Raw genomic sequence first — 15470 nt, 5'->3', positions numbered from 1 at the left:
CCACTCCCTTCACGAAGACGTGCACGGTTCGGATCAGGTCCAGCGGCCGGAGCCGGGCAGCGTGGCGCCGTCCTGCAGCTCGGCGAGGAGCGCGGACCGGCGCACCTTCCCGGTGGCGGTGCGGGGAACCTCGTCCCAGCGCAGCGCGACCGGCTCGCGCAGCGGCGGCAGGTCGCGCACGGCGGTGGCCCACGCGGCGCGGTCGAGCGCGCCGTCCTCGGTGACGGCCACCGGCAACGGGGGCCGGCCGCGGGTGGTGAGGACGACGCACTCGATGACCTCCGGCAGCCGGTCCGCCACCACGTCCTCGATCTCCAGGCAGCTCAGCGCGCCGGCGTGGTCGACCTCGCGGTCCAGCAGGAGCAGGCTGCCGTCCCGGCGCCGGACCCCGATGTCGCCGGTGTTGAACCACCGCCCGTCGCGCTTGGCGGCCCAGCGGTCGTCCTCGCCGACGTAGCCGAGGCAGGTGGCGGCCGTGGCGGCCAGCACCAGGCCGGGCCGGCCGGCCGGTACCGGGCGCAGGGTCGCGGGATCGACGACCCGCAGCCGGGTGCGCCCGGGCACCGGGTGGCCGAGGTTGCGGGTGCCCGGGTGCCGCTCGCCGCGCTGCCGCACCGACCCGCGGGTGAAGAAGCGGAACGTGAGCGGGCCGGTCTCGCTCTGGCCCCAGCCCTGCATCCACAGTGGAGTCCGCCGTCCGGACGCGGCCAGGTAGTCCCGGACCGTCGGCGGGTGGATCGCGTCGAACGTGGACAGGTAGAGCCGCACGTTCCGGAACGCGTTGTCCAGCCGGGACAGCAGCGGCCGCAGCCGCAGGTAGTTCGCCGGGGTGGACTCGACGATCGTCGGCGGCGCGGCCCGCAGCACCGGGTCGGCGGTGTCCGGGTCGGCGCCGGTGAGGATGCTGATCGAGCGGGGGCCGAGGCAGAACACGCTCGCCGTCCAGCAGAACGCCCGGCCGTGTGCCCAGGCGCCGGCGTTGGCCAGCACGTCGTCGCGGCGGGCCGCCAGCACCGGTACCCGCACGGCCTCGAACCGGGCGAGGGTGCCGATGACGGTCCGGGTCGAGTGCACCACCAGCTTGGGCACCCCGGTGGTGCCGGAGGTGTGCACGACGACCAGCGGGGCGTCCGGTTCGGGCCGCCGGGGCGGCGGGGGCGGCGTGCCGCGCACGTCGTCGGCGGACCGGGCGCCGGGCACCGGTTCGCCGAGCGCGAGCACCGGCAGGGCCAGGCCGCGGAGGTCGACGCCGGCTTCGGCGCAGCGCTGCAGGACGGCGGAACCGGCGAGCAGCACGGACGGCCGCAGGCGGTGCAGCAGGGTCGCCAGCGACGGGGCGTCGAGGTTGCCGGCGATCTGCGCGGGCACCGCGCCGAGCCGGATCGCCCCGCAGGCCAGCAGGACGTAGTCCCAGTGGTTGTCCTTGACGATCGCGACCGGATCGCCCGGCCGCGCCCCGGCGGCGTGCCACCAGGCGGACACCTCGCGCACCAGTCCGGCGAGCGCGGGGACGTCGTAGCTGGTGCCGCCCTCCGGCGCGATGTCGAACGGGCGGTCCAGCCGGACGGTGGTGGGGATGGCGTGCTCCGCGCACTCGTCGAACAGCACGCCCATGTCGTAGGGCTTCATACCCGGGCCTCCCGCCGGTTCCGGGCGAGCAGGGACCGGACCCGGGCGGAGGCGAGCGCGGCCGCCCGGACGGCGCCCTCGCTGCTGGGCCGCAGCAGGACCCAGTCACCGGCGTAGTCGACCGGGCCGACCGGCCGGTCCGCGAACGCCGCGCGCAGCCGCAGCGCCGCCGGGGGCGCTTCCGGCAGGCCGTGCCGGAAGCGGTGCACGAGCGTGGTCGTGGTGGCCGCCGTGATGCCGGGCAGGTAGCGCTCGGCGGCCGCGACGAGCCGTCCGGCGACCGCGGCGTCCGGTTCGGACAGCAGACCGGGGACCGCGGCGGGGGCGGCGATCAGGCTGATCAGCCCGCGTCCCGCCGGAACGCGGCCGGGGTGCTTCGCGTGATCGACGACGAGCCCGGCGAGCAGGGCGTTCGCGGCGGCCGCGGCGAGCAGCGCGTACAGCGGCACCGGTGACCGGGGTGCGAGCGGCCGGTCGAGGAGGCAGGCGACCTTCAGGACCGGGGCGAACGTGCAGGCGCGCAGGAACGCGCGCTCCGGCTCGGGGGCGGTGGGATACAGCGGCGCGGCGACCGGTGCGGGCACGCACAGGACGACGGACGCCGCGCTCAGGTCTCCGCGATCGGTCACGATGCGCGCGCGGTGCCCGTCGGCGGCCACCTCGCGCACGGCGCACCCGGTCTCGACCGGCACGCCTCCCGCGAGGCGACGGGCCAGCGAGTCCATGCCGTCCCGGTAGGTGCGCCAGCACGAGACGCTCCCGACCTCGTTCATCAGCGCCACCATCGGCGCGGCGCACGACCGGCGCGTGTCCCAGCCGAAGAAGGCGGACGCGACGGGCGCCAGCAGGTGGTCGTGCAGATCCGGGTGGTACCGGGCGGCCATCTCGGCCACGGTGGCGGTGCCCAGCGGGGTCCGCTCGGGCTGGTCGGGATCGAACGCCGCCCGCCCGCGGGCCAGGCCCAGCTGGAAGCGCGCCAGGTCCAGCCGCGCGCGCCGGGACAGTCCGGCTCCGGTCACGACGGCCCGCGGGTCGGCCACGCCGCGGTGCGCGCGGCCGTCGCGCCACACGCCGATCGCGTGGCCGATCTCCGGCACCTCCGCCGGGGTGAACCCGGTGCGCCGCAGCAGTTCCCAGGTGGCCCGGTAGCCGCGCGCGGAGATCTGTTCCGCGCCTTCGTCGATGACGAACCCGGCGTGCCGGGTGGTGGCCATGCGGCCGCCCACCCGGTGCCCGGCCTCCAGGACCCGCACGTCCGCTCCGGTGGTGGCGAGCTCGTGCGCCACGGTGAGCCCGGCGATTCCGGCGCCCACCACCACGACGTCGGCGCTCACGCCGCGGTCCCCACGAGCAGCACGGAGGCGGCGATCAGCAGCACGGTGCTCACCCGGTGGATGGTGAAGCCCATCCGGCGGGCGCGCATGATGTCGCCGCGGCGGAAGCCCGTGTACCACTGGGCGGCGCGCAGCACGGTCACGGGCAGCATCAACGGCACGAACCACCACGGGGCGAACCCGGCGACGGTGGCGGTCAGCACGATGGCGAACTCGGCGGCGGACAGCGCGCCGATGAACACCGCGTTGGCCGTCGGCGAGACCAGCGCCGCCACGGTGGGCCGGCCGATGCCCCGGTCGCCCTCGATGTCGTTGGTGTTGGAGTACACCCCGAACAGCAGCGGGCCGAGGCCGAACAGCAGCGCCTGCGTCACCACGAACGCGGAGGCTCCCCCGGTGACCAGCGCGTAGGGGGCGAGCACCAGCGCCCAGCCCAGCGCCGCGATGAACAGTTCCTGGAACCCGTGGTAGCTGAGCTTGATCCCGTAGGAGTACTGCAGCGAGATCACGAACAGCACGGCGATCGCGACGACCAGCCACACCGGGCGGTGCGGGGCCAGCGCGACGGCCACCGTCCACAAGAGACCGCCCGCGGCCGCGGCGGCGGTGGCGAATCCGGCGACCTCCCGTTCGGTGAGGGTGCCGGCCACCAGGGGCTTGCGGAGCTTGCGCCGCAGCGGCGCGTCGGGTGCGTAGTTGGCGATGTCGCTGCCGTCGCGGTACCCGGTGAGGTCGTCGAGCGCGACCAGCGCGGCCAGCACGCAGACCTCGCCGAGGCCGAAGGCCAGCAGCATCGGCAGCACGCCCAGGTCCAGCCGCCCGGCCTGCGCCGACACCGCGGCCAGCACCAGCGGCACGCTCAGGTAGTAGTCGAAGACGTCCAGCTTGGCCAGCCGGGCGTAGCTGCGCAGCTTCGGTTCCGGCCGGAGCACCACCGCGTCGGCCGTCATCGCGCACCGGTCCGGATCAGCGCGGCCGCGGACAGGTCGCCGCCGTAGTCCAGCTCCTCGCGGCACCGCAGCCGCCCGCCGGGGATGAGCGCGACGTACTCCTCCATCGGCCGCAGCCGGGACCACCGGCTCACCGGGACGCGGGCGTGCTCGTACTCGACCAGCACGACGTACCGGGCGGCCGTGCCCAGGGCCTGGCAGGCGGCCGCGAGCCGCGCCGGATCCAGCACGTGCATGAGTACCCACACGCACACCGCCGCGTCGAATTCGCCGGGACGGGCCTGGAACTCCTCGATCCGCTGCCTGCGGAAGTCCACTGTGTCCTGTCCCGCGCAGTTCCGCCGCGCCGCGTCGAGCATTTCGGCGGTCATGTCGATCGCCGTGAGGTGCTCGGTGCGCGCCGCGATGTGCGGGGTGAGCCTGCCGACCCCGCACCCGACCTCCAGGCCGCGCCGCAGCGGGCGGCCGAGCTCGGCGGCCGCCCGGTCGAGCAGGGCGCCGACGAGCGCGCGCGTGGCGGCGGTGACCTCGGCGTTGAGGTGGCCGGGCTGCGAGGCGCGCATGACGCGGGCGAGCCCGTCGCGGCCGGCGCGGCGGCGCCATTCCTCGCCGATCTCGTCGTCGGTCAGGGACGTGCCGTCCTGGGGGCGGGCGGGCACAACGCTCATCGGGGTTCTCGCTTTCGGGGTCGGGCTCAGCGGGCGGCGGCCGCGCGGGGCATCGCGAACTCGCACACGGCGTCGGCGACGCCGGTGACCTGCTCGTCGGTGAGGTTCGGGTGGATCGGCAGCGCGAGGATGCGGTCGCACGCGTGCTCGGCGTGCGGCCAGCGCGCCCCGGGCGGGGCGAACGGCGCGAACGGCGGCTGGTGCGGCAGGGGCCGCCGGTAGTAGACGTGGGTCTGGATGCCCTGCTCGCCGAGGTGGGCGGCGAGCTCGTCGCGCCGTTCGGCGAGCAGGCAGTAGACGTAGTAGCAGCGCCCCTCGCGGCCGGGCGGCGGGGGCACGACACCGCGCTCAGCCAGTGGGGTGAAGCGTCCGGTGTAGTACGCGGCGATCTCGGCCCGCCGGTCGAGGCGGGCGGCCAGTCCCGGGAAGCGGTGCAGCTGGAACGCGGCCTGGATCTCGTCGAAGCGGCTGTTGTACCCGATGCGGTGGTGCAGGAAGCGGTTCGTGCCGTCCTGGCCGTGGTTGCGCAGCATCCGCACCGTCCGGCCGAGCCCGGGATCACCGGTGACGACGACGCCGCCCTCCCCCGGCATCCCGAACGTCTTCACCTGGACGAACGAGAACAGGCCGGCGTCACCCCAGGTGCCCGCGGGCCGGCCGGCCAGCACCCCGCCCTGGGCCACCGCCGAGTCCTCGATCAGCCGGACACCGTGCGCCCGGGCGACCTCCCGCAGGCGCGGCATGTCGGCCATGACGGAGAACATGTGCGCGGGCACGATCGCCTTCGTCCGGTGCGTGACGAGCCGGCCGGCCTCGTCCGGGTCGACGACCATGGTGTGCGGCCGGATGTCGGCGAACACCGGTGTCGCGCCGAGGTTGACCACGGTCTCGGCCAGCGGGGCGCAGCCGAAGGCGGGCACCACGACCTCGTCGCCGGGCCCGATGTCCATCGCGTGCAGGATCAGCGTCAGGGCCGAGGTGCCGCTGCCGCACGCGATCACGTCGGCGCAGCCGAGTTCCGCGCGCAGCAGCCGTTCCAGCCGGGCGGTGTGCTCGCCGAGGATGAACCGCTGCTCCGGCGCGATCCCGATCTCGCGCACCAGCCGCAGCAGCACGGCGCGATCGGCCTCGAACAGGTCGGGGGCGAAGAACGGCACCCGGTAGCCGGTCATGCGCACCGCCCCTCGTAGAACTCGCCGATCGCCGCGCACACCTGCTCGACCTGCTCCACGCGCAGGTCCGGGTACAGGGGCAGGGCCAGGGCCCGGCGGCAGGCCGCCTCCGCGTGCGGGAAGTCGCCTTCCCGGTGCCCGAGCTCGGCGAAGCACGGCTGCAGGTGCAGCGGACGCGGGTAGTAGGTCTCGGTGCCGATGCCCCGCGCGGCGAGGAAGGCGGCCAGTTCGTCGCGCCGTTGCGCCTCGACGAGGTAGACGTAGTACACGGACTCGTCGCCGGGCCCGTCCCGGACCACCTCGGGACAGCGGATTCCGGGCACGTGCGCCAGGCGTTCGGCGTAGGCCGCGGCGAGTTCCGCGCGCCGGTCGATGTCGGCCTCCAGCCGGGTGAGCTTCGCCAGCAGCACCGCCGCCTGGATGTCGTCCATCTTGCTGTTGACGCCGCTGAGTTCGGTGGTGTTGGCGATGCCCGGGAAGTGGCCGAGAGTCTGCCCGCCGCGGCCGTGGTGCCGCAGCGCCGCGGTCCGCCGCGCGATCTCCGGGTCGGCGGTGAGCACCGCGCCGGCGTCCCCCAGCGCTCCCAGCGTCTTGCTCGGGAAGAAGGACAGCACACCGCCCGCGCCGTGCAGTCCCGCGTGCACCCCGCCCTGCCGCATGCCGATGGCTTCGGCGCTGTCCTCGACGACGGTGAGCCCGTGGCGGGCGGCGACGGCGGTGATCGCGGCCATGTCGGCCATCTGGCAGAACAGGTGCACCGGCATCGCGAACCGCACGTCCCGGTCCGCCACGGCGGCCAGGGATTCGCCGGTCATCGCGTAGGTCCGCGGGTCGACGTCGGTGAACACCAGCCGCCCGCCGGCCAGCACGACGGCCGACGCGGTCGCGACGAACGACATCGCGGGCACGGCGACCCGGTCGCCGGGGCGCAGCCCGGCCGCCCGCAGCAGCAGCACCAGCGCGTCGGTCCCGCTGTTGACGCCGATCACGTGCGGCGCGCCGGTGTAGCCGGCGAGCTCGCGTTCGAGCGCTGCCACGCTCGCGCCGTGGGAGAACTTGCCGTTGTCGAAGACCGCCTCGATGTTGTGGTTGATCCGGGGCCACAGCCGGTCGAAAGTGCCGGCCTGGGAGAAGAACGGAATTCGAGTACCAGCGGTCTTCGATAACTCAGCGTATCTGGAATGCGGCATTCGGCCAGTCCCCTCGGGCAGGCGGATCACGTTTGCTGCCAACGAAGGCGACCGTAGCCGAGCGGGTGGGGCACCGGAAGGACCTGAACCCGAAGGCCGCGTTCATTTCACCCTATGTAGCCACAGGACCGGCGCGCGGTTGACGGGATTCCGGTCGTGCAGCAGCATCGGCTTCCGGCCACAGTGGACGGCCCGAGCCGGGAGACCCACGGTCGGCGAAAGTCCCTCCGAGACGAGGAAAACCATGGCACTGCACACGTTCGTGGTCGGTTTCGGCCGCGCGGGCGGCGGTCTGCACCTGCCGGTGGTCCGCAAACTCCGCGCGGACGCGCGGGCCGCGGAAGTGCTGGGCACGGCACCGATCGTGGTGTTCGACCCCGCCACGCCTCCGCGGCACACGGACGATGTGCTCGCCGTGCCGTCCATCGCCGCCGCGGGGGAACTCCTGGACCCGCGGCGGACCGTCGTCCACGTCTGCGTGCCCCCGCGGGAACGGCCGGCGGTCGTGCGGCGGCTGGCCCGGGCCGGTTTCACCAAGGTGGTGCTGGAAAAACCACTCGCCTGCCACCGCGCGCACGCCGACGACATCGCCGGCACGGTGCTCCGGCACGGGATGGACGCCGTCGTCGTCGCGCACTGGCACAGCGCCCGCCTCACCGCGCGGTTGGCTCGCCTGATCCGCTCCGGCGACCACGGCCCGCTGCGCGCCATCACCCTGCGCCAGCACAAACCCCGGCTCGAGCGGTCACTGCGCGCCGGGGCGGGCGACACCGCCTTCGACGTCGAGGTGCCCCACGGGCTCGGCCTGGCCCTGTCCCTGGCCGGCCCGGCCTCGCTCACCGGCGCCTCCTGCACCGCGGCGCGCTGCGACGGCAGGCGCCTGCCCTGGCTCGGCTCGGCGGAGCTGGTGCTGCGCCACGACAGCGGGGTGCGCACCCACCTGGCCTCCGATCTCACCGCGCCGATCCGCCAGCGCAGCATCACGCTGCGGTTCGACGACGCGACGGTCACCGGCCACTACCCGGTCAGCGCCGAGGACTCCCACGCGCGGCTGACCGTGCGCGGGCGCGCCGGGCGCTCCCAGGAGGTGTTCCGCGACGACGCGCTGACCGCCTTTCTCGGCGCGGCCTACCGGTACTTCGCCGGGCTGGGCGCCCCTCCCAAGGGCGCGGACCTCGGCCGTCACGCGGAGATCGTCCGGATCCTCACCGAAGCCAAGGAACGCTGCGGCGTGCCCGGTCCCCCGCCGGATCCCCGGATCGAGATGCCCAGAACGGAGACACACTGTGCCACTTCGGCAGCAGGCCACGACACCGCCGTCTGAACCGGTGCGCCTGGCGGGCATCGGCGACGAGGCCGCCCCGGACATCGCCGGGCAGGCGGCGGCCGTGCGCCGCCTCGGCTGGACGGCGCTGGAGCTGCGCACCGTCGACGGCATCCCGGTCGCCGCCCTGGACGCCCACCGGGTGCGCTCGATCCGGGACGAGCTGGACCGCGCCGGGATCCACGTCGTGTGCCTCGATTCGCGTATCGGCGGCTGGGCCCGCCCGGTCAGCACCGGGTTCGCCACCGAGCTGGCCGAACTCGACACCCTGATCGGGCACGGTGCGATCCTCGCCGTGCGCGCCATCCGGATCATGTCCTACCCCAACGACGGGCTGCCGGAAACCCGCTGGCGCGCCACCGTCGTCGACCGCGTCCGCCAGCTCACCGACCGCGCGGCCGGGGCCGGCTTCGTGCTGCTGCACGAGAACTGTTCCGGCTGGGCCGGGCAGTCGGCCGAGCGCGCGCTCGACCTGCTGGCCGCGGTCGGCAACCCCGCGCTGCGGCTGCTGTTCGACACGGGCAACGGCGTCGCCCACGGCTACGACGGGCTGTCGATGCTCGCCGAGCTGGTGCCCCACGTCGCCCACGTGCACGTCAAGGACGGCGTCGCCACCCCGGAGGGGCCGCGGTTCACGCTGCCCGGCGACGGCGACGCGCGGGTCGCCGACTGCCTGCGCCTGCTGCTGGACCACGGCTACCGCGGCGCGGTGTCGCTGGAACCGCACCTGGCGGTGGCCCCGCACGCGGGGCGGGTCGTCGCCGGCGCGGACGGCGTGGCCCGCTTCGTCGAGGCGGGACGCCGCCTCGACGCGCTGGTCCACGAGCCGGCCCGGCGGGCGGTGGCGGGGTGACGGCGGCGCCGAGCACCGCGCCGCCGCTCACCGCGCGGGACACCGAACTGCTGCTGACCCTGCTGCGGCTGCCCACGGTGAGCCCGCTGGAGGCGCCCGGTGAGCAGCCGATGCTGTGGGAGGCGCAGCGGGTCTACGCGGCCGTCGCACGGGAGTCCGGGTTCCGGGTGCTGCACCACGGCAGCGCCGATCCGGCCGTGCTGCGGCGCGACGACGTGCCGCGGGCCGTCCGCGGTCGTCCGGCGGAGTTCCTGGCCACCCAGCCGAACCTGGTCCTGCGGCTCGGTCCCGCGCTGCCCCGGTCCGCGACCGTCATGTTCAACGTGCACTTCGACACCGTCGCCGGCGCACCGCCGGTGACCTTCGACGGCCACCGGGTCACCGGCCGCGGCGCGGTGGACGCCAAGGGACAGGCCGTGGCCGTGCTGGCCGGGATCCGGGCGGCGCGCGCCGCCGACCCGCGCATCGGCCGCGACGTCGCGGTGCTCGTCCAGGCCGTGTCCGGCGAAGAGGGCGGCGCCCTGGGCTGTTTCGGTACGCGCCCGCTGGTGGAGGCGGGGTACGTGGGGCGGCTCAACGTCTTCTGCGAGCCGACCGGGTCCCGTTACCTGTGCCGCGCGACGGCGTCGATGACCGCGGAGCTGCGCGTCGCCGGCCTGGACGCGATCGACGACCGGCCGGGTGCCGGGCACAACGCCACCGTCCTGCTGGGTTTCCTCGCCCAGCACCTGGCGGGTGCGGTCGCGGGCGAGCCAGGGGCGGCGGTGTGCGTGGCCGGGTTGCACACCGGTGACCAGCACAACCGGGTCTACGGGACGGGCCGGCTGCTGCTCAACATCGGTTATCCGTCCGTCCACACGGGACGGCGGCTGGAGGGCGCCGTGGAGCGGGCCGTGCGTGGCGGGCTGGCGGAGTTCCGGTCGCGGTTCGCCGCCCAGCCCGGGCTGGCCCGGACCGCCGTGGACGCCGCCGCGATCACGACCCTGGTCTGGCACAAGCGCCGGCTGCCCTGCCTGGCGCAGGACGAGACCGCGGTCGCCGCCCTGTGCCGGGCCGCCGGGCTGGCCCCCTGGCCCGCCGCGGATCCGGCGTTCACCTGCGACGCCATCTGGATGGACGGGGTTCCCGGCGCCGCGACCGTCGTGCTCGGCGCCGGCTCGCTGGACGCCAACCACGCCCACGCCGACGGCGAATACGCCGAGCTGGCCGATCTGGCCGGGTTCGCCGGTGCCGTCGCCCGCCTGCTGACCTGCTTCGCCGACGAGGAGACCACCCCGTGACCGTGACCGTCCCCTACCCCGCCCTGCGCACCTTCGTCACCGGGCAGTTCACCGCGCACGGCGTGCCGCCTCGGCGAGCCGCGCTCGCCGCCGACGCCCTGTGCCACGGCGACCTGACCGGGGCCGGCTCGCACGGCGTGTTCAACCTCGCCCGGCTGTACCTGCCCCTGCTGCGCGACGGGCGGGCCGACCCGGCCGCGGAGCCGCGCGCGGTGCGGGACACCGGCCCGTGCGTCCTGCTGGACGCCTGCCGCGCGCTGGGCCTGTGGTCGGCCGCGGAAGCGATGGACCTCGCGGTCGTGCGGGCACGGCGGTACGGCGTCGGCCTGGTGTCGGTCCGGGGCGGCACGCACCTCGGCTGCGCCGGTTTCGCCGCGTTGCGCGCCGCTTCGCGCGGCATGGTCGGCGTCGTGGCGAGCAACTGCGGCGGGCAGCGCATCGCCCGGCCACCGGGCGGCGCGGTGGCGATGCTCGGCACCAACCCGCTCGCCGTGGCCGCGCCCGCGGTCGAGGACCACCCGTTCCTGCTCGACATGAGCACGACGGTGGTGCCGACCGGCCGGGTGCGGCTCGCGGCGGCCGCCGGTGAGCCCGTCCCGGCCGGCTGGCTCGCCGACGACTCCGGGCGCGAGGTCACCGACCCGGCCGCCTTCGACCGTGGCGAGGCGCACCTGCGCTGGCTCGGCGGCACCCCCGAGCTGGGTGTCTACAAGGGATTCGGCCTGGGCCTGGTGGTCGAGCTGCTGGCCGCCGCGGTGTCCGGGGCCGGGCTCGGCCCCGGTCCCGCCGCGCTGCGGGGCGATGGCCGGCCCTCCGGACGCGACGACGACATCGGCTTCCTGCTGATGGCGGTCGCTCCCCTGCACACCGGGTTCGGCGAGACGGCGCGGTCGCTGTTCGGCGCCCTGCTGGCCTGTCCGCCCGCCGACCCGTCGGCGCCGGTGCGCTACCCCGGCTGGCCGGAGGCGGAGCGGGCGCGGCGCCGCCGCCGCGAGGGGGTCCCCCTGCCCGGTCCCGTGTACGACGAGCTCGCCGCGCTCGGGTTCGGCCGGGTGGCGGTGACCGGCTGATGCGGCTGGGCGTGGTCGGCCTCGGCGTGATCTCCAAGTTCTACCTCGCCGCGGCGCGCCGGCGGCCCGACGTGACCCTCGCCGCGGTGTGCGACCTGCGCGCCGCCGCGCTCGAACCGCACGCGGGTGTGGTGGGCACCTACCGGGACCACCGGGCGATGCTGCGCGAGGCCGGGCTGGACGGTGTCGTCGTGACCACGCCGAACGACACCCACGCGCCGGTGTGCCGGGACGCGCTGGCCGCCGGTGTCGCGGTGTGCGTGGAGAAACCGCTCGCCCACCGGCTCGCCGACGGCCGCGACCTGCACCGGGCGGCGCGCGCCACCGGGGTCCCCCTGTTCACCGCGTTCCACCGGCGCTACAACTCGGCGGTGACGGCGCTGCGGGCCGGGCTGTCCGGCGGCCCGGCCGCGGCGGGGCTGACAGTCCGCTACTGGGAGCGGATCGAGGACCACGTCGGCGCGGACCGCTGGTACCTCGATCCGCGCCGCTGCGGCGGGGGCTGCGTCGCCGACAACGGGCCCAACGCCTTCGACCTGGTCCGGCTCCTGCTCGGCGAGGTCACCGTCACCGGCGCCGGCATCCGGCGGGACGCGCGCGGGATCGACCGCGCGGCGCGCGTCGAGCTGCGCAGCCGGGACGGTGTTCCCGCCGTGGTCGAGCTGGACTGGTCCTACCCCGGCGAGGTGAAGGACGTCGAAGTCCGGCTGCGCGACGGCACGGTGCGGCGCGCCGACATGCTGGCCGGGCACCCGGGGTTCAAGGAGTCGCTGTGGCACGAGTACGCCGGGGTCCTCGGCGCGTTCACCGCGGCGGTGGCGGGCGGCTCCCGCGACGACGGCGGGCTGGCCGCGCTCGAGCTCGTCGAGCAGACCTACCACCGCGCGAACCGGTACCAGGAGGCACCATGACCGATCCACGGGACGAGAACGGTCCGAAGAGGACAGTGCAGGGCAGGCTGGTGAAGGTGCTGCGCCACCGCCGGGACGAGCGTGGCATGTCGCTGGAACCCCACACCGCGCGGTGCGTCCGCGAGGGTGAGGTGCACGAGCTGGTGACGACCGACCACACGGAAACGGCCCCCGGCAGCCGGATCGACCGCGTCGGTTTCCTCGGCTTCGCCGAACTCACCTGCGGCGGCGTGATCGACCGGGACGACCCGGTGTGGATCGGCGAGCGGCTGGTGGGCCGGGTGCTCGGCTTCGACTCCTGCCACTTCCCCAACCACTACAACATCCTCATCCACGTGCCCAGCCCGCTGACCGGGACCGAGCTGGGACTGCGCCCGGAGCTGCCGGTGCGCTTCGGCTCCGGCGAGGCGGGCACGTGATCCGGCCGGGACGCGGGTCCCGGCCGGACCGTCCGCGGCCGCTCAGCCCAGCAGAGCGACGTCCAGCTCACCGAAGTGGAACTTGCGCACGGCGCCGAGCAGTTCGTCGGCGGACAGCTCGCCGCTGTGGTCGGCGTCGATCCGGTCGAACGCCGATTTGGCCTGGGAATCCGGCACTCCCACGGCGGTGAGCCACACCGCGAACTCCTCGCGGCTGATCTTGCCGTCGGCGTTCTTGTCGCACAGGCCGACGATCGCCTGCACGACCGGACGCATCAACCGGTTGAACCCGGACTCGCCCTCCTGGAAGATCAGCTTCTCGGTCGCCTGCATGAACTGCTGCTCGGTGATCTGCTGCGAGCCCGACTGCTGCACCAGGTAGTCGTGCAGCCCCCGGAACGACTCCGCCAGCGCCTTTCCCGCGCCGGTGCCGGTCGAGGAACCGAACGCGCGGGCGATGCGCTCGGCCTCCTGCTCGAAGTCGGAGCGGTCGAGCACGCCGTCGGAGTTGGCGTCCCACTTGTCGAATCGTTGTTTGAGCCTGTTGTCCACCACGGGTGCGCCCATGTCGATGCACTTCCTTCCTCGGTTTTTCGCGACAGCCACCGGCGGGGCGCCGGTGACCGCTCGTCCGGTCCACACCGGACGGAGTGTGGGTCGGCCCGGGCGGCTCAGAGCCGCCGGACCCGCTCGCCGGCCACCTTTCCCCTGGTGTCCAGCAACAGCCGGGCGTGCCGGGCGAGCATGGCGGGCCGGTAGGCGCGGTGGTCCTGCAGGCGCACCGCGAGGTCCGCGGCCGCGAGCGCCCCGGGCAGGTCCCGGGCGCGCGGCACGCCTACGCCGTCCACCGCGTAGGCGGGCACCAGCGGGTCGTGGTAGCTCACGACGGCACCGTGGTCCCGCAACCGCCGCACCAGCGGCGCCGCGGGTGACTCCCGGGTGTCGGGCACGTCCGGTTTGTAGGCGACGCCCAGCAGCAGCACGCGCGCCCCGCGCACCGGCACCCCGCGCTCGGCGAGCATGGCCCGCGCGCGGTCCGCGACGTAGCCGGGCATCATGCGGTTGGCCCGCTGCGCCGCCGCCAGCACGCCGAAGGTGAACCCGTCGGCCGCCGCCCGCTCGGCCAGGTAGACCGGGTCGACCGGGATGCAGTGACCGCCGACGCCCGGCCCCGGCGTGAAGGACGCGAACCCGAACGGTTTGGTGCCGGCGCAGTGGATCACGTCCCACACGTCGACCCCGATGCCCGCGCAGTACCGCGCGAACTCGTTGACGAGCGCGATGTTGACGTAGCGGTAGGTGTTCTCCAGCAGCTTGGCCAGTTCCGCCTCGCGCGTGCCCTTCGCCACCACCACCTCGTCGACGAACCGGCCGTAGAACGTGGCGCAGTGCTTGGCGCACAACGGGGTGCAGCCGCTGACGATCTTCGGGGTGTTGCCGATGCCGAAGCGCGGGTTGCCCGGATCCACCCGCTCCGGGGAGTACCCGAGGTGGAAGTCCTCGCCGGCGACGAGCCCGCTCCGCTGCTCGAGCACCGGCCGGACGAGTTCCTCGGTGGTCCCGGGGCGGGTGGTCGATTCGAGCACCACGAGCATCCCGGGGCGCAGCCGGGCGGCGACGGTCCCGGCCGCCGCCCGGACGGCGCCGAGGTCGGGGGCGCCGTCGCCGTCCAGCCCGGTGGGCACGCAGATCACCACCACGTCCGCGTCGGCGAGGATCCGCGGGTCGGCCGAGGCCCGGAAGCCCGCGGCGCGCAGGGCGCGCACGGCGGCGTCCGATACGTCGGGCACGTGCGAACGGCCCGCGTTGAGCCGGGCCACCACGGCGGGGTCGGTGTCGAACCCGGCCGTGGACAGGCCCGCGGTGTGCGCCTGCCACAGCAACGGCAGGCCGGTGTACCCGACGCCGACGACGGCGAGGTCCACGCGCCGGCTCATTCGACCGAGAAGCTACCGGTCAACGGGGCCACGTGGGTGCCGAATCCGGGTTGCACGATCAGGCTCGGCGTCAGGCACAGCGGATCACCGTAGGTCCGCACCGTCGCGTCGGTCAGGTTGACCAGCACGTGCGAGGCCACTGGCAGCTTGTGACAGCCGCTCGGGTCCTCGTAAACGGTGAGCTGCTGGAATTCGGTTTCGAAAACGACGACCCGGCCGGTCGCCGCGGCCGCGGTCCCGGCCCCGGAAATGACCGCCGGAATAGCCAGCGCCACTGCCGCGGCAGCCATGACAATGCGACGCATGAATTGTCCTTTCCCATTGCGGAACCTTCGCCGTGGAGCGTATCCAGCGAATTTCTGCGGCGTAAGACGCGGACCGGGGGTCGGCACTGGACGAGTGAGCAGATCAGTTCGACCGGGTCCGCGGCACTCGCGGTCACTCACCGACCGCCATCGCCTTTTCCCGGTGGTGGGAGCGCGCGGTCCGGGCGGCACGCCACCCCGCACCGTCGATCACGCTGTGTGACTAACCCCGGGGCCGCACCGCGCCGGAGAGCGCCCCGACGGTGACGGTCATGACCAGCACCCCCAGCACCGCGATCACCGCCGCGGTGCGGGCCGGTGCCGCGAGGGGACCGGTGTTGTCCCGCCGCGTGGCCACCGGCCACGACGGCCAACGCGTTCGTCTCCGCCGCCGCGGGCGCCGTGAACCCGCGGCACCGCTCCAACAT

At 74.8% G+C, this 15470-nt stretch carries 16 protein-coding genes; 6 read left to right on the top strand and 10 right to left on the bottom strand.

Annotated elements, in window-relative coordinates; genetic code table 11:
- Positions 1-33 precede the first annotated feature (33 nt).
- Genes D0D28_RS20825 through D0D28_RS20800 form a run of 6 tightly spaced genes read right to left on the bottom strand, consistent with a single transcriptional unit; the run spans position 34 to position 6943 of the window.
- Entirely contained in the window at positions 34-1629 is a 1596-nt protein-coding gene (locus tag D0D28_RS20825) for a class I adenylate-forming enzyme family protein (RefSeq protein ID WP_240323284.1), read from the bottom strand.
- The gene (locus tag D0D28_RS20820) at positions 1626-2963 is read right to left on the bottom strand and encodes a protoporphyrinogen/coproporphyrinogen oxidase (RefSeq protein WP_116111692.1); all 1338 of its coding nucleotides are present in this window, start codon (positions 2961-2963) and stop codon (positions 1626-1628) included. Before D0D28_RS20820 ends, D0D28_RS20825 begins: the two co-directional genes overlap by 4 nt.
- Complete coding sequence (locus tag D0D28_RS20815; RefSeq protein WP_116111691.1) at positions 2960-3913, bottom strand: UbiA family prenyltransferase; 954 nt, start codon at positions 3911-3913, stop codon at positions 2960-2962. The genes D0D28_RS20820 and D0D28_RS20815 overlap by 4 nt, the downstream gene beginning before the upstream one ends.
- A complete protein-coding gene (locus D0D28_RS20810; protein ID WP_233157261.1) occupies positions 3910-4581 on the bottom strand; it encodes a class I SAM-dependent methyltransferase in 672 nt (223 codons plus the stop codon). The genes D0D28_RS20815 and D0D28_RS20810 overlap by 4 nt, the downstream gene beginning before the upstream one ends.
- 26 nt (positions 4582-4607) lie before the next feature.
- Positions 4608-5753: a DegT/DnrJ/EryC1/StrS family aminotransferase gene (locus D0D28_RS20805; RefSeq protein ID WP_116111711.1), complete on the bottom strand. Its 1146-nt coding sequence runs from the start codon at positions 5751-5753 to the stop codon at positions 4608-4610.
- Positions 5750-6943, bottom strand: a complete 1194-nt coding sequence (locus D0D28_RS20800; RefSeq protein WP_116111690.1) for a DegT/DnrJ/EryC1/StrS family aminotransferase — start codon at positions 6941-6943, stop codon at positions 5750-5752. Before D0D28_RS20800 ends, D0D28_RS20805 begins: the two co-directional genes overlap by 4 nt.
- Before the next feature lie 244 nt (positions 6944-7187).
- Here D0D28_RS20800 and D0D28_RS20795 point away from each other — a divergent pair, with 244 nt between their 5' ends.
- From D0D28_RS20795 to D0D28_RS20770, 6 genes are read left to right on the top strand one after another with little or no spacing between them, the layout of a single operon-like run.
- Positions 7188-8267: a Gfo/Idh/MocA family oxidoreductase gene (locus D0D28_RS20795; protein WP_162831135.1), complete on the top strand. Its 1080-nt coding sequence runs from the start codon at positions 7188-7190 to the stop codon at positions 8265-8267.
- The gene (locus tag D0D28_RS20790; protein WP_205413318.1) at positions 8230-9120 is read left to right on the top strand and encodes a sugar phosphate isomerase/epimerase family protein; all 891 of its coding nucleotides are present in this window, start codon (positions 8230-8232) and stop codon (positions 9118-9120) included. Before D0D28_RS20795 ends, D0D28_RS20790 begins: the two co-directional genes overlap by 38 nt.
- Positions 9117-10400 (top strand): M20/M25/M40 family metallo-hydrolase, encoded by a 1284-nt coding sequence (locus D0D28_RS20785; protein WP_240323283.1) that lies wholly within the window; start codon positions 9117-9119, stop codon positions 10398-10400. The genes D0D28_RS20790 and D0D28_RS20785 overlap by 4 nt, the downstream gene beginning before the upstream one ends.
- Positions 10397-11470 (top strand): Ldh family oxidoreductase, encoded by a 1074-nt coding sequence (locus D0D28_RS20780; RefSeq protein WP_205413317.1) that lies wholly within the window; start codon positions 10397-10399, stop codon positions 11468-11470. The genes D0D28_RS20785 and D0D28_RS20780 overlap by 4 nt, the downstream gene beginning before the upstream one ends.
- Entirely contained in the window at positions 11470-12381 is a 912-nt protein-coding gene (locus tag D0D28_RS20775) for a Gfo/Idh/MocA family protein (RefSeq protein ID WP_116111688.1), read from the top strand. Before D0D28_RS20780 ends, D0D28_RS20775 begins: the two co-directional genes overlap by 1 nt.
- The gene (locus D0D28_RS20770) at positions 12378-12800 is read left to right on the top strand and encodes a DUF6917 domain-containing protein (RefSeq protein ID WP_094005490.1); all 423 of its coding nucleotides are present in this window, start codon (positions 12378-12380) and stop codon (positions 12798-12800) included. Before D0D28_RS20775 ends, D0D28_RS20770 begins: the two co-directional genes overlap by 4 nt.
- 42 nt (positions 12801-12842) lie before the next feature.
- Here the strand turns inward: D0D28_RS20770 and D0D28_RS20765 are convergent, their stop codons facing one another.
- From D0D28_RS20765 to D0D28_RS37385, 4 genes are all read right to left on the bottom strand, one after another.
- Positions 12843-13367 (bottom strand): EF-hand domain-containing protein, encoded by a 525-nt coding sequence (locus D0D28_RS20765; RefSeq protein WP_094005489.1) that lies wholly within the window; start codon positions 13365-13367, stop codon positions 12843-12845.
- A 104-nt stretch (positions 13368-13471) separates the two neighbouring features.
- A complete protein-coding gene (locus D0D28_RS20760) occupies positions 13472-14737 on the bottom strand; it encodes a nucleotide sugar dehydrogenase (protein WP_116111687.1) in 1266 nt (421 codons plus the stop codon).
- Entirely contained in the window at positions 14734-15042 is a 309-nt protein-coding gene (locus D0D28_RS20755; RefSeq protein ID WP_233157259.1) for a hypothetical protein, read from the bottom strand. Before D0D28_RS20755 ends, D0D28_RS20760 begins: the two co-directional genes overlap by 4 nt.
- Before the next feature lie 223 nt (positions 15043-15265).
- Positions 15266-15400: a hypothetical protein gene (locus tag D0D28_RS37385; RefSeq protein WP_275895911.1), complete on the bottom strand. Its 135-nt coding sequence runs from the start codon at positions 15398-15400 to the stop codon at positions 15266-15268.
- Between the last annotated feature and the right edge of the window lie 70 nt (positions 15401-15470).

Origin of the sequence: Amycolatopsis ruanii (genome assembly GCF_003385175.1) — a bacterium.
Taxonomy (GTDB): domain Bacteria; phylum Actinomycetota; class Actinomycetes; order Mycobacteriales; family Pseudonocardiaceae; genus Amycolatopsis_E; species Amycolatopsis_E thermalba.
The sequence above is the reverse complement of the archived record's forward strand: the minus strand, read 5'-3'. Positions and strand labels throughout refer to the sequence as shown.

Bases quoted from the DNA above. Each gene is read 5' to 3' on its own strand.
- D0D28_RS20825 (WP_240323284.1), bottom strand. From the start codon at position 1,629: ATGAAGCCCTACGACATGGGCGTGCTGTTCGACGAGTGCGCGGAGCAC.
- D0D28_RS20815 (WP_116111691.1), bottom strand. From the start codon at position 3,913: ATGACGGCCGACGCGGTGGTGCTCCGGCCGGAACCGAAGCTGCGCAGC.
- D0D28_RS20810 (WP_233157261.1), bottom strand. From the start codon at position 4,581: ATGAGCGTTGTGCCCGCCCGCCCCCAGGACGGCACGTCCCTGACCGAC.
- D0D28_RS20805 (WP_116111711.1), bottom strand. From the start codon at position 5,753: ATGACCGGCTACCGGGTGCCGTTCTTCGCCCCCGACCTGTTCGAGGCC.
- D0D28_RS20800 (WP_116111690.1), bottom strand. From the start codon at position 6,943: ATGCCGCATTCCAGATACGCTGAGTTATCGAAGACCGCTGGTACTCGA.
- D0D28_RS20795 (WP_162831135.1), top strand. From the start codon at position 7,188: ATGGCACTGCACACGTTCGTGGTCGGTTTCGGCCGCGCGGGCGGCGGT.
- D0D28_RS20775 (WP_116111688.1), top strand. From the start codon at position 11,470: ATGCGGCTGGGCGTGGTCGGCCTCGGCGTGATCTCCAAGTTCTACCTC.
- D0D28_RS20770 (WP_094005490.1), top strand. From the start codon at position 12,378: ATGACCGATCCACGGGACGAGAACGGTCCGAAGAGGACAGTGCAGGGC.
- D0D28_RS20765 (WP_094005489.1), bottom strand. From the start codon at position 13,367: ATGGGCGCACCCGTGGTGGACAACAGGCTCAAACAACGATTCGACAAG.
- D0D28_RS20760 (WP_116111687.1), bottom strand. From the start codon at position 14,737: ATGAGCCGGCGCGTGGACCTCGCCGTCGTCGGCGTCGGGTACACCGGC.
- D0D28_RS20755 (WP_233157259.1), bottom strand. From the start codon at position 15,042: ATGCGTCGCATTGTCATGGCTGCCGCGGCAGTGGCGCTGGCTATTCCG.